The 13,501-nt window shown below is 42.9% G+C and carries 9 protein-coding genes and 1 riboswitch; of the genes, 8 read left to right on the forward strand and 1 reads right to left on the reverse strand.

The window, feature by feature from the left end:
- The first annotated feature begins 236 nt into the window (after positions 1 to 236).
- Together M2444_RS32815 and M2444_RS32820 are read left to right on the forward strand one after the other, a co-directional pair.
- Entirely contained in the window at positions 237 to 794 is a 558-nt protein-coding gene (locus M2444_RS32815) for a hypothetical protein (RefSeq protein ID WP_280789060.1), read from the forward strand.
- A gap of 24 nt (positions 795 to 818) precedes the next feature.
- Positions 819 to 1,112 carry a transposase gene (locus tag M2444_RS32820; protein ID WP_280789061.1) on the forward strand — a complete coding sequence of 98 codons (294 nt, stop codon included), beginning with the start codon at positions 819 to 821 and terminating at the stop codon, positions 1,110 to 1,112.
- Positions 1,113 to 1,174: 62 nt separating this feature from the next.
- Here the strand turns inward: M2444_RS32820 and M2444_RS32825 are convergent, their stop codons facing one another.
- Positions 1,175 to 2,896, reverse strand: a complete 1,722-nt coding sequence (locus tag M2444_RS32825; RefSeq protein ID WP_094876822.1) for a cellulase family glycosylhydrolase — start codon at positions 2,894 to 2,896, stop codon at positions 1,175 to 1,177.
- A gap of 219 nt (positions 2,897 to 3,115) precedes the next feature.
- Here M2444_RS32825 and M2444_RS32830 point away from each other — a divergent pair, with 219 nt between their 5' ends.
- The 6 genes from M2444_RS32830 to M2444_RS32855 all read left to right on the forward strand — a co-directional run bounded on the left by M2444_RS32830 (position 3,116) and on the right by M2444_RS32855 (position 13,488).
- Positions 3,116 to 3,694: a hypothetical protein gene (locus M2444_RS32830; RefSeq protein ID WP_094876823.1), complete on the forward strand. Its 579-nt coding sequence runs from the start codon at positions 3,116 to 3,118 to the stop codon at positions 3,692 to 3,694.
- A gap of 90 nt (positions 3,695 to 3,784) precedes the next feature.
- A riboswitch (cobalamin riboswitch) is annotated at positions 3,785 to 3,985 on the forward strand.
- Between the two features lie 265 nt (positions 3,986 to 4,250).
- Positions 4,251 to 9,233: an S-layer homology domain-containing protein gene (locus M2444_RS32835; RefSeq protein WP_280789062.1), complete on the forward strand. Its 4,983-nt coding sequence runs from the start codon at positions 4,251 to 4,253 to the stop codon at positions 9,231 to 9,233.
- Positions 9,234 to 9,306: 73 nt separating this feature from the next.
- Positions 9,307 to 10,245, forward strand: a complete 939-nt coding sequence (locus M2444_RS32840) for a DUF4430 domain-containing protein (protein WP_280789063.1) — start codon at positions 9,307 to 9,309, stop codon at positions 10,243 to 10,245.
- Complete coding sequence (locus tag M2444_RS32845; protein WP_280789064.1) at positions 10,245 to 11,135, forward strand: energy-coupling factor transporter transmembrane component T; 891 nt, start codon at positions 10,245 to 10,247, stop codon at positions 11,133 to 11,135. The genes M2444_RS32840 and M2444_RS32845 overlap by 1 nt, the downstream gene beginning before the upstream one ends.
- Entirely contained in the window at positions 11,108 to 12,778 is a 1,671-nt protein-coding gene (locus M2444_RS32850) for an ABC transporter ATP-binding protein (protein ID WP_280789065.1), read from the forward strand. The genes M2444_RS32845 and M2444_RS32850 overlap by 28 nt, the downstream gene beginning before the upstream one ends.
- Positions 12,779 to 12,789: 11 nt before the next feature.
- Positions 12,790 to 13,488, forward strand: a complete 699-nt coding sequence (locus M2444_RS32855) for an ECF transporter S component (RefSeq protein WP_280789066.1) — start codon at positions 12,790 to 12,792, stop codon at positions 13,486 to 13,488.
- Positions 13,489 to 13,501 lie beyond the last annotated feature (13 nt).

The raw sequence follows: 13,501 nt of genomic DNA on the forward strand, positions 1-13,501 counted from the left end.
ATAACGGCTTGAGTTTTTTCATCTGTACTGTACCTGGTCATAAAAAAACTGCACCTCCAAATGTTAGATGTGTCTAACAATTGGGGTGCAGTTCAAATCAGGGCGGTTTTTTGATATGTTCATGAATTTTTACCATTCTATCGATCTTGTATGGGGAAGTTGGGGTATAAAAGGAAGGGAAGAGGTAAAACTATGTTCACTAAATAGAACTGGAAGAAATTTAAATGCGGAGGTAAATGATGACACAGAATAAAGGAAATTCACAACGCCAGATTCGAACTTCAATTCTTTGTTTGATCTGTGCCTGCACTGTCCTATTAAGTGGCTGCTCTAATGCTGCCAATGAAACCACACAAGTAACTCCAACGCCTACAACAGATGCCACTGCACCTGCGCCTACGAACCATGCAACAGAACAACCCAGTGCCTCATCCGGTACAAATTCAGAGGGACTTCCGGCGGATGTTAGCGTTCAGCGAGTCATGAAGGAAGTCACTTTAAAGGATGGCTATCATAAAAAGATTGAGCTGCTGACAGACGGCGGCAAGCGGGTTACCATTACGGATCCGAGCCAAAAGATTGTTTTGCAGCAGATTGAATATGAAGGGAAGATTACTACGTCTAATGGTAGACAGGTTACAGTTAAAGTAGAAGGGGTGGGAGAGCAGACCCTAGCCATCCCCGATCATGTAGTGATCGAAGATGAGGACAAGCTTGGATTGATGCCAGGTGTTGATATCGAGTGGACAGTGAATGCAGAGGGGCAAATTGAAAGTGTTGAACTGGAGGATTAAAGAGATACTGAGGTGGCTGGCTAAATGAAATTTCTAATCGTATTTGGCAGTATAGTGGTCCCCATCGCGATGCTAATGATACAACATAAATGGATAAAGTGGCGTATTGTTTTTAATGTTGCTTCTGTGTTATCTACGCTTATTTTAGGCAATATTTCTGCCCTAGCCATATATGAAATATTAAGAGATAACACGGTATTCATGACCTCGATCCATGCGATTTTTTTGAATCCAATGTTCCTTATAACGGGAGCTTATCTTGGAGTGTATCTGGTCTATCGCTTAATGTTGATGACGTATGAAGAAGTTTATGTATGATTTAATTAAAAATAGGAGTGTCCTCGTGAAGGGACACTCCTATTTATGTTATGCAGCGAAAGCTAAGAAGACTTTCCTACAACGTTTGTTCCACTCTTCGTGATCTTGTACGTAAGGATATCACCATTCCAGAAGTGGAATTTCAGGATAACTTCTCCGTCTTTAACATCTTTAAAGAAGGCTGGTAGCAGCTTGATTTCTTTCGTGTTATAAGAGGGTGAGAAGGTATTGCCGAACTCCTTGAATGGAGTCCAGTCTTGCGGGCCTGCATTGCCACCAGCGGTATAGACAGCTTCCATCGTGGCAAGCTGGTTGCCATTAAAGGTAGTTGGAATGGCAAACGATTCAGTCGTACCTTTGGCATCACTTAATTTGGCAGTGTCATTCACGATGATCTTTAGTCTCCACGCAACACCCTTGTTGAATTTCAGCGTTAACACGGCATTTTCACCGTATTTTTGGGAAGCTGTGAGTTTTTTGAGTTGGCTGGCTTTGAGTGTGAGTTCCTCGCCATTCAAGGTGTAATCTTTTCCCTTTATTAGATACTTCCCATTTGCACTAATCGTGGTTAGCTTATTGCCGTTTAGGTTCAGCTTCACCTTGGTGTCTTTGATCGTTGCACCTTTTTTTAGATAGACCAGATCGCTCTCGGTGCTCGAGGAACGTTCTTTCAGACCAGACATTAATACGTTGTGGAGTTCGGAATCGGACCACTTATACGTTTTGCGGTTGAAATGTTGCCCATTATCCCAGAGCATGGAGGTCATTTTCTTTTCTTTTAAATAATAGGTAAGGTACTCGAAGAATTTCAGCTTCTCGCCTTGTTCAATCACACCTGTATCCTTATCGAAGCCTAGCAGTCCAAACTCACCAACGATAACAGGGATTCCTTTGGCTACGAATGTGTTGTAAACGTTATCAAAAGTTTGGATGATATCGTTTTTTGTATCTTTTTCAAACGTGGTGTAACCAGCGATATTCACACTGAACGGCCAGAAGCCGTAGTAGTGAACGGTCGCGATTATGTTCGGATCGTTAAGAGCTGTAATCGTCTTGTAAAGCTGATCCATTCTAGGTTGGGTAGGAGAAGTCTCTAATGAAGGCAGCACTAGCGGACGGACATCATTCTTTCCACCTGAGTTTCGAACGATCTGATGGAAAGAATTGTTGAGCTCTGTAAGCATCTGTTCCATCTTCACTTCATCCGTACTTCCGCCATCCGTGAAACGAGGTTCATTAATGCTTTCGAACATCAGCTTATCGGATTTATCCTTGAAGCGGTCCGCAATTTGAGTCCATGCTGCGTTATAACGCGCGAGCGTTTCATCATGCTTCTCTTCCATATGACTTACCCATAACCAGGAGTCGTGATGGACGTTAATCATTACATAAAGCTTGGCGTCCAGCGCCCAGCCGACAACTTCTTCGACACGGTTGAGGTAAGCTTGATCAATGGTATAGTTCGGTGCTTCACCTATGTGTGAATCCCAAGTGATGGGAATCCGGATACTTTTGTAGCCTTGTGCGGCGATTTTCTTAATCAGTTCTTGGGTCACACGCGGATTGCCCCAGGAGGTTTCATCCTCACCTGTAGCATCTAGCGTATTGCCAAGGTTCCATCCGGGCTGCATATCGTCTACATAGGATTGGATCTTACTCTTTGGTGCTGGCTTAGCTTGTTGCTCGTCCTTAGTGGCAGCGGCGGCAATGGATGAGAACAAAGAAAGCAGAAGAGCGGTGACAAGGGTCAATGATAAGAAGTGTTTCTGGATTCGAGTAGTCATTGAATTCTCCTTTGTAAGATCATTTTTGAGGATGCTTAAACCGGACCTTCATTACTACTTTGGTGCTTAGATGATCATATACACCTCCATTAATTTGTTGTAAACGATTACCAAATACCCTAACATAGAATAATTTCAACGAGTACCTTACTAATTTGTGGTAAATTCATATATGAATTAGTGATTTGCAGTGATTCCAAAGTTATGGAGGGCAATCCAGTGAGCAGATTTCATTACATAGGCTCGGCTACAGAGCTTCCGTTAGGAGAAAGAGGCAGTGTACTGTCAGCAAAGACATATAATGAAGTGAAAAATTCCCCAGAGTATAAGAATCAAAGAGAGGCTTTACGCCTGCAAGGCATAATTCCTTTAGATGACATCGCAGATCTGTCTCATTTAAGAGATGAGGACTGTCTTGTATACGACTCGGAAGAAGATGCAGCGGGTATTTTTATAGAGGAACTTGGGTATTGGAACGATGAGATTCGCAAGCATTTTCGGAGTCCATATGTATACCGGATTTCACCGAATTGGGGCGGCTTCTCTGTATCCCCTAAGCTAAAAGATACGCTACCAGGATCGTATGATGCCTCACTCAAGTGTTGTCGGGAGTTATTTAGGCTTATGACAGATTATGGGGTATCTGGTGCCGAGTTTGAGCTTTATACTTGTTGGGCTGAGGAAGAAGGGCTCCTACGAAATAAAAAGTATGATCGAATCTTTGATTTGGCCTCTTTGTCACTGGAGGAGGGCTTTGAGCTGAGAGAAAAAGAGTATATTGTGGTTAAAATGATTTGATATTCAATAGGATTATCGCTAACTACTCGTTATACAAAAAACAAATATTGCATGACAAAAGCATCTATATTAGATATGATGGAGCATGAAAAATTAATATTAGCAATAGGTGCCAATTATGAATGTTTCGGAAATGCAATCATAGATTGGTTAAATGGAAAGCGGGTGTGAGTCCCGCGCGGTCCCGCCGCTGTGAAAGAGGAGTCCTTGCAAGGTACCACTGGGAAACTGGGAAGGTAGCAAGGGTGATGATACTTGAGCCAGAATATCTGCCTGTTTCTGATACACCATTAAACTCTACGAGCGATAGAGGGGTGTTTGATATAGTATATGCCTGCTATTATTGCGGTTCACTATCTTAAACCTCTTGACGTTATGTTGAGTGGTTTTTTTGTAGTGCTAAAAATATAAGAAAGTATAAGTTTAGCACCTATACTCTATGTCTTATATTTCTCGCTAAACGCATAACGTCCTTATAAGGACGCCGAGGGCGTTATGCTTGGAAAGTTTATTCTGTTTTTTTATCATAGGAAGAGAAGGGAAGGGTTATGGAAACATGAAGAAAAATAAGTTTTTAGCTTGGTTACTCATTGTAGCTGTATTTATCACGACGTTCTCTACAAGCGTAATCCCGGCTCATGCGAATGAAGCAATTGCCGATAGTGCAGTTGTAACAACAGAGGTTAATCAAGCTCTAGTAGAGCAGATTAATGCGTTAGTACAAGAGCCAGATACAGAGAAGCCTACGATATTAATAGAAGGTATACAAGATAAACAAGAAGTATCCAGTAAAGATTTAAGCTTCAAAGTAGTGGTTACAGACAATGTCTATAAAGACATTATCCCAGTAGTAAAGCTGAACCAAGTCGTTCTGTCAGCTACTAATGGTGAGTACAAAGCCTCTCTTAACCCAGGTAGTAACGTAATCGCAGTAACGGCTGTAGATGGCGCTGGGAACAAAGCAGATAATGTAACCTATCAGGTTACTTATAAAATCACTGCCAAAGAACAGTTAGATAAAAGCTTGGCTTACATCGTTAACACTGTAAAGAATCCGTCATTTGGAACAGGTAGCGGAGAATGGTCGATTCTTTCTCTAGCACGTGCGAACTATAAAGTACCAAGTGGTTATTATGATCTCTATTACAACAATGTAGCTACGAAAATAACATCGATTATCAAAGAGGATGGAAAACTCGACGCCAATAAAAGCACAGAGAATTCCAGAGCAATTCTAGGACTGACCTCTATCGGAAAAGATATCACGAATGTTGCAGGTCATGATCTAAGAAATGCACTCGCTGATTATCAATATATTCAGAAGCAAGGGCTTAATGGTCCCATATTTGCTCTGATTGCACTAGATAGTCATGACTACGGAATTCCAGTATTATTCCCTGATCCTGATGAGAAGGGAGTTATATATCAAAGCACAAGAGAAAACCTGGTTCAGTACATCTTAGATAGAGAAGTTAAAAAAGGTGCAGCAGATGCCGGGGGCTGGGCTTTAGGTGTAACCAAAGCAGACGTCGATATGACCGGGATGGCGATGCAAGCACTTGCGCCTTATTACGCAACGAATCCTAATGTAAAAGCTGCCGTGGATCGGGCGATTGCATGGTTATCGAGTGTACAAAATGCTCAAGGTGGATTTACAAGCTGGGGAAGCACAAGCAGTGAGAGCATCGCACAGATTGTTGTTGCCTTAACTGGCGTAGGCGTAGATCCGCACAGTGACCCTAAGTTTATTAAAGAAGGAAATTCACTTATAGATGCTTTACTTAGCTTCTCTGGGCCGGATGGTGGATTCAAGCATATTCTCACCGGAAAAGTAGACGCTATGGCTACGGATCAAGGCACATATGCACTCGTATCCTATGATCGTCTAATCAATAATAGCAACCGTCTCTATGACATGAATGATGTTCAATTAGAGCAGCCGGAAGTACCGACTCCAGATGTAGCCAAGCAGCATTTGGATAAGAGCCTTGCCTATCTTGTTAAAACCGTAACGAATCCGACTTATTTCGGAGAGTGGTCCATTCTTTCTTTAGCACGTGCAAACTACGATGTGCCTAATGATTATTATGATCTCTATTACAACAATATAGCTACGAAAGTAGCAGCCTTAATAAAGGATGGAAAAATCGATACTACGGCAAGTACAGAGTATTCCAGATTGATTTTAGGACTTACCTCTATTGGAAAAGATATCACGAATGTCGCGGGGTATGATCTGAGAAAAACGCTTGCTGATTATCAATACATTCAGAAGCAAGGAAATAATGGTCCTATATTTGCTCTAATTGCGCTAGATAGTCATAACTATGATATTCCAGTAGCGCCAGCAGGTAAAGTTCAAACCACAAGAGAAAACCTGATTCAGTATATTTTAGATAATGAGATTAAAAAAGGTACAGTAGAAGCCGGTGGTTGGGCATTAGGTACGGCGAAAGCCGATGTCGATATGACGGCTATGGCAATACAAGCACTTGCACCTTATTACGCAAAGGATTCTAATGTAAAAGCTGCCGTAGATCGGGCCATTGCATGGTTATCGAGTAATCAAAATAATGATGGTAGTTATACAAGCTGGGGAAGCACAAGCAGTGAAAGCATCTCGCAAGTTATTGTTGCTTTAACTAGCGTAGGTGTTAACCCAGACAATGATGTTAGGTTTATCAAGAATGGCAAGTCTCTTATTGATGCATTACTTGTCTTTGCTGCACCTGATGGTGGATTTAAGCACACCTTAACAGGATCAGTAAATGGAATGGCTACGGACCAAGGCACGTATGCACTTGTGTCCTATGATCGTCTGATCAATCATAGTAACCGTCTCTTTGATATGAATGATGTGAAATTGGAACAACCAGAAGGACCGGGACCTGGGCAACCAGAGGGTCCAAAAGAACTTCCGTTACCGTCTGGTGATCACCCAAAAGTTGATATCCCAATTGACTCTCAAGATTATATCGTTCCAATCAGAACAGGAGATAGCAACAAGGAAATAACGGTAGTTATTCCTAAAAATCAACAATCGAAGGTTAGTGTTAGTTTACCAAATAACAGCGATCTTCCTCAGATTGAAGCTACCAAAGGTGACGTATCCGTAGTCATTCCTAAGGGTGCAAAAGTTACCCGTGGAGATGCCTCAGCAATTGAACTTTTGTCACCTTTTACAGGCACAGAAGCTGCACTAAAAGATAGTCTGAATCAGATTATTTCCCAGGATAAGAAGCTGGAGAGCATTATTCAAGCCTTTTCCATGGGTGGCAGTGCAAGAGTAGAATTTAGTCAATTTATAACATTAACCTTTAAGGACCTTAAAGGAAAAGATGCAGCTTATATTCAAAATGGTACACCTCATGTGATTCAAAAATTTGCAAGTGACGCCTTAGGTTTGGCAAGCGGCAACTCAGAGTATGCCTACGATAATGGAAATGATTTAATCGTAAAAACCAATCACTTCACTGATTACATTGCGTACACAACCAGTGTAGTTCAGACACCTGGTGGCGACGGTGGTAGTGGCAACGGCGAAGGAAATGGCGGTGGCACTGGTGGTGGAGGAACCACTCCATCGAAGCCATATGTAACCCTATCCGTGGATAAGCTTACGATTAAGAAGGGATATGTTGTTCCTTCTGTACAGGTAGAGCTACAATCTGGTGACACAGTGTGGTCAATATTCGAAAGAGTACTAGATAGCCGCGGGATCGACTATAGCTATTCTTGGAACAGTACATTTGGAAGTGTGTATGTTGAATCCATAGCTGGTGATGGAGAATTTGACCATGGTAGCGGTAGTGGATGGATGTATAATGTAAATGGAAAATATCCTAATTATGGTGCATCTTCATATAACCTAAGTGCTGGGGATAGAATTCAGTGGCGTTATACTACGAATTTGGGTGCCGATCTAAATGCACCGATACCAACAGCGAGTCCGACTCCAAAACCAACGCCTAAACCCAGCGGTACTCCTGCTCCGGGTGATGTAACTATTCCGGAAGGTAACGGTAATCCGACAGCAAGTCCATCTCCAACAGCGGCTCCTAATGATATCAAGCAAGTGTATAAAGACGCCGATAAGATCTCATCCTGGGCATTCTCAGCGATTGAAACAGCTACAGTAAAAGGGTACATCCAAGGTAACAATGGTCAGGTGAATCCGAAGGATTACATTACAAAAGCAGAGTTTACTAAGATCCTAGTTTCTGCATTGGAACTTGATATTAAGAGTGATAAGGGAATTACCTATAAGGATGTAGCTCTGGCAGATTGGTTCTATCCATATGTGAATGCTGCTCATAAAGCAGGATTAATTACAGGCTTTAATAATGAATTTAAGCCAAATGACAAGATTACTCGCGAGCAGATGGCAGCAATCATTGTCAGAGCATTATCAATCCCAGCTACGAAGCCAGGAACAGCGATTAAAGACATCAAAACTGCATCCGCGTGGGCTAAAGCAGATGTGGAAACTATTGTTGCCACTGGACTAATGTTAGGTGATGATAATCAATTTAAACCTAAAGAGCTTGTAACTAGAGAAATGGCAGCTGTTGTAGCTACTAGAACCCATGATTATAAGAGTGGCGACAAAGCAGTTAGTCCATATATTCAGAACACAGCAGCCTTTTTGCAAAAAACAGTAACAAACCCTGTCATCTCCTCGGTTGGCGGCGATTGGACAGTGTTCGGGCTGGCACGTTCTGGTGTGAAGGTTCCAGATAGTTATTACGCTAAGTACTATGCGAATGTAGAAGCAACCCTTAAAGAAAAGGCTGGGAAGCTGCATAGCGTAAAATATACGGAATATGATAGAGTTATTTTGGCATTAACTTCAATCGGCAAAAATATTGATAAAGTGGCGGGTTATAACCTACTGGAGCCGCTCGCTGATTTTGATACTGTAATCAAGCAAGGTATTAATGGACCTGTGTTTGCCTTGATCGCACTGGATAGTAATCATTACGACATTCCAGTGGTTAAGGATGTAAAGACACAGACGACTAGAGAGAAGCTTATTGATTATATTTTAGGCAGAGAGATCAACGGTGGGGGATGGGCACTTGGCAGTAATGCTACTGCGGCCGATCCGGATATCACTGGGATGGTTATTCAAGGCTTAACCCCTTATTACAAAACGAATGCCAAAGTAACGGCTGCTGTAGATCGTGGATTGGCTTGGTTATCCAAAACACAAACAGCAGACGGTGGCTTTGCAAGCTGGGAATCTACGAACTCCGAGAGCATTGCTCAGGTTATTGTAGCTTTAACTGGACTTGGTATAGATCCGCATAAGGATTCCAGATTTATTAAAAATGGCCGTTCAGCGGTAGATGCGTTGCTTGGCTTTGTTGCTGCTGAAGGTGGTTTTTATCACGTGAAGCAGGGTGGAGTAGGCAACGGAGGCGCGAAACCAGGAGAAGTAGATCTTATGGCTACGGATCAAGCGATGTATGCACTGGTTGCTTATGATCGGTTCGTTAAGGGTCAGACGAGTCTTTATGACATGACAGACGTTAAATAGAACTTTATTTAAAGAGATAAGCAAGGGTAGCGTGTATACCCTTGCTTATTATTTAAGGTGGGGAACTTAAGAAATGAACAAGAAAAAATGGCTAACAGCGATACTAATTATTGGTGTGTTGGTGATTGCGTTCTTTTGGGGCGGGAATTATCAGAAGAGCCCGAACAAGGTTGCGAGTAACAATGTTGGGTCTCAAGTTGTAGAATCAGCCAATACGGCTTCCAATCAGAATGTTGAAGTAGAGCCTACAGCCTCAAGTGATGCCGAGACAACGGAGATAGCTCCTACAGCTACGCCAGGTGAAACAGCTAAGCCCATTGAAACGGTAAAGCCAACTGAAGAGGTAACGCCAACCGAAACTGCGGGTACAGAGGTTGAAAAGCCGACCGCAACACCTAAACCGGATACACAGGCACAGCCGACCGCAACACCGAAAGCGACGGCAAAACCAGTAACCAAACCGGATTCAAAAGTAGCGGCAACAGAAGCCAAGCAGGAACCGAAAAAGGATAAATTTCTTACGGATCCAGTACCGAGCGGGAAACCTAAGCCAGTGGAATGGCAAAATGCAACAGTAGATAAGAAGAAGCAATTAACGGCTACCTTGTCCGTCTCGGCGGCTACCATTTTAGATAATATGAACATTTTCAACGAGGATAAGCTTGAAGTATTACCGGCAGATGGTATCATTTATAAAGCGCAGAAGGTAACCTTTTATGAAGGGGAGTCTGTGTTTGATGTTTTGCTAAGAGAGATGAAGAAGAATAAAATCCATATGGAATTCAGTATGACTCCGATCTATAACAGTAATTATATTGAAGGCATAAATAATCTTTATGAATTTGATGCTGGAGAGCTTAGTGGATGGATGTACAAAGTAAATGGCTGGTTCCCTAACTACGGCAGTAGTCGTTATGTGCTTAAGGATGGCGATGTCGTTGAATGGGTATACACTTGTGATCTAGGTCGAGATGTAGGTGGTTATGTAGCCACAGGAGGAGCACAGAAATAATGAAGGATAGCTTTTCTACCTTTCATCCGTTTGTGAATTTTCTTTATTTTGTAGTTGTGTTGTTATTTAGCATGGTGTTCATGCATCCCATATTTCAGGTGATTGCCCTGATCAGTGCAGTGGTTTACTCCTTTATGTTAAAAGGAAAAAAAGCCGTTCGATTTAATCTGCTGTACATGGTTCCTTTTCTACTATTTATGGCGATTATGAACCCTGTTTTTAATCATCAAGGGGTAACGATCTTGTTCTATTTAAACAATGGAAACCCCGTTACGAAGGAATCGATTCTTTATGGCGTAGCAGCGGCGTGCATGTTTGTGACGGTTATCATATGGTTCTCCTGTTATAACGCCGTGATGACCTCGGATAAGTTTATTTATATATTCGGAAAAATACTGCCGGCACTGTCGTTGATTTTTTCGATGGTGCTTCGTTTTGTTCCTAGATATTTAGCGCAAATCAAGGTGATTTCGAATGCTCAAAAATGTATAGGCCGGGATGTCACCCAGGGAAATCTCCTCGCGCGAGCGCGAAATGGGATAACGATCCTATCGATAATGACTACCTGGGCCCTGGAAAATGCGATTGAGACGGCGGATTCTATGAAGTCAAGAGGATATGGATTGCCGGGACGTACAAGCTTTTCGATCTTCCGATTAGATGCCCGGGACAAAGTAGCCCTCTTGATCATGGCAGGCTTAATTGCGATAGTAGCTGTCGGTGCAGCGATGGGTGAGAACACGATGAGATATTATCCGTCGATTAAAGCGAGCGCAATTACACCTTTTAGTATCCTTGTATATATCGCTTATTTTGCGCTATGTATGATCCCTGTGCTCATCAATATGGTGGAGGCAATGAAATGGAAATCTATCGAATCGAAGAACTAAGCTTTGCTTTTCCTGAACAAGAGCAGATGGCTCTATCGAATGTTAATCTTACGATTGCAAGCGGAGACTTTATTACTGTTTGTGGAAAGTCAGGCTGCGGCAAAAGTACCTTACTAAGACAACTGAAAACAATCCTAACCCCACATGGCAAACGCCAAGGGGTGATTTATTATAAGGGGCAACCTGTAGAGGAGATCGATCAACGGACACAGGCAGCGGAAATCGGTTACGTACTCCAGAGTCCGGACAATCAAATTGTGACAGACAAGGTGTGGCATGAGTTGGCCTTTGGTCTTGAAAGCTTAGGTTATGACAATTCTACGATTCGTTTGCGCGTGGCTGAGATGGCGAGCTTTTTCGGAATTCAGACCTGGTTCCATAAAAGTGTGACTGAGCTATCGGGTGGCCAGAAGCAGCTACTCAATTTAGCAGCGATTATGGCTATGCATCCTTCGGTTCTAATCCTTGATGAGCCTACCTCTCAGCTAGATCCTATCGCAGCTTCCGATTTTTTGGAGACGGTCAAAAAGATTAATCGCGAGCTTGGAACCACCGTTATCATGACCGAGCATCGTCTAGAGGATGTTCTTCCGCTCACAGATCGGCTGATTGTGCTGAATGAGGGCGTTGTGATTGCAGATGATACCCCGCAAAAGGTAGGCGAAGCTTTAAGCAAGCTGAACCATCCAATGTTTCTGTCCATGCCCTCACCCATGCAAATTTACGCAGGCGTAGAGAATGACTTAGCATGGCCTGTTACAGTGAAGGAAGGACGACAATGGCTGGATGCTTTTCTAGAGGATAAGACACCTGCAACGATGGTAGTAGCTCAGTCAAGCTCGAAAGTGGACGGCCCTGTAGTCATAAAGTTCAAGGATGTATGGTTTAAATATGATAAAAATGGACCGGATATCATCAAAGATTTGTCGTTTGAAGTAAAGCAAGGGCAGTTCTATTGCATTGTTGGTGGGAATGGAACGGGGAAGACATCGACGCTGTCACTTATGAGCGGCATCCTTCAGCCCTATCGAGGGAAGGTTCTAATCGGCGGGAAAAACCCAGCGAAAATAAATGCCAAAGAATTGTTTACTAACCATCTGGGCATCCTTCCGCAAAATCCGCAAACGTTATTTGTGAAAAAAACAGTCGAACTAGATTTATACGAAATGTTATCTCAGCTTCCTTTAACGAAGGAAGAAAAGGTGGCTAAAGTTGAGACCGTGGTTAAGTTCGCAGAACTGGAACATCTTCTCTCGATGCATCCGTATGATCTTAGCGGGGGAGAACAGCAACGTGCGGCGCTGGCTAAAGTGCTTTTGTTAGAACCGAAGATTCTGCTGCTGGATGAACCGACTAAGGGACTGGATGGACCTTTTAAAGAGAAATTAGCTTTATTTCTACAGAAGCTTAATGCCGAAGGTGTTACCATCGTAATGGTTTCGCATGACGTTGAATTTTGTGCCAAGTACGCCGAGGTCTGCGCGATGTTTTTTGATGGAAGCATCATCACTACGAATGGAGCCCAGAAGTTTTTTGCGGGAAACAGCTTCTATACGACTGCCGCCAATCGGATGGCGCGTCATGTATGGAGCGAGGGAGTTACGATAGAGGGTGTGATTGATTTATGTCAACGAAGCAGGTAACGGGTCGTCGTTTGAGTCGTCGAACTTTATTAGCAGCACTACTAATCTTTATAGTTATTCCAGCTACAATTTTGTTAGGTATTTTTGTCCTAGACGATCGCAAATATTACTTTATCAGCCTATTGATCGTCCTCTATACGATGATTCCGTTTGCGCTAGTGTTCGAGAATCGGAAGCCTCAGGCAAGGGAACTCATCGTCATAGCGGTGTTAGCAGCCATTGCTGTTGCTGGTCGCGCAGCCTTTTTCATGTTGCCGCAGTTTAAGCCGGTTGTTGCCGTTGTCATCATCGCAGGGGTGAGTTTGGGAGCTGAGGCAGGATTTCTGGTCGGTGCTGTTGCGGGCTTTGTCTCCAATTTCTTTTTTGGGCAGGGACCATGGACGCCTTGGCAAATGTTTTGTTTTGGCATCATTGGCTTCCTGGCGGGCATTTTCTTCAAGAAAGGTCTGCTTAAAAAGACCAAACTGTCTCTCTGTATATTCGGAGGGCTAGCGACGTTCTTGGTATATGGCGGCATTATCAATATAGGCTCGCTGATGATGTTCACGTCTGAGTTCTCATGGTCGGCTTTGATGACAACTTATATTTCCGCCTTTTGGTTTGATATGGTGCATGCCATCTCGACGGTGGTGTTCCTCTTTTTCATTGCTAACCCTATGATTGAAAAGTTGGATCGGATAAAAACGAAGTATGGGTTGATTGAGCCTTAGGTTTTGGAATTGG

The organism is Paenibacillus sp. PastF-3 (genome assembly GCF_029893135.1).
Classification (GTDB): Bacteria; Bacillota; Bacilli; order Paenibacillales; family Paenibacillaceae; genus Paenibacillus_AQ; species Paenibacillus_AQ nitricinens.

Excerpts from the sequence above, each read along its gene's own strand:
- M2444_RS32815 (WP_280789060.1), top strand. The coding sequence starts at position 237 with ATGATGACACAGAATAAAGGAAATTCACAACGCCAGATTCGAACTTCA.
- M2444_RS32820 (WP_280789061.1), top strand. The coding sequence starts at position 819 with ATGAAATTTCTAATCGTATTTGGCAGTATAGTGGTCCCCATCGCGATG.
- M2444_RS32825 (WP_094876822.1), bottom strand. The coding sequence starts at position 2,896 with ATGACTACTCGAATCCAGAAACACTTCTTATCATTGACCCTTGTCACC.
- M2444_RS32835 (WP_280789062.1), top strand. The coding sequence starts at position 4,251 with ATGAAGAAAAATAAGTTTTTAGCTTGGTTACTCATTGTAGCTGTATTT.
- M2444_RS32840 (WP_280789063.1), top strand. The coding sequence starts at position 9,307 with ATGAACAAGAAAAAATGGCTAACAGCGATACTAATTATTGGTGTGTTG.
- M2444_RS32845 (WP_280789064.1), top strand. The coding sequence starts at position 10,245 with ATGAAGGATAGCTTTTCTACCTTTCATCCGTTTGTGAATTTTCTTTAT.
- M2444_RS32850 (WP_280789065.1), top strand. The coding sequence starts at position 11,108 with ATGGAAATCTATCGAATCGAAGAACTAAGCTTTGCTTTTCCTGAACAA.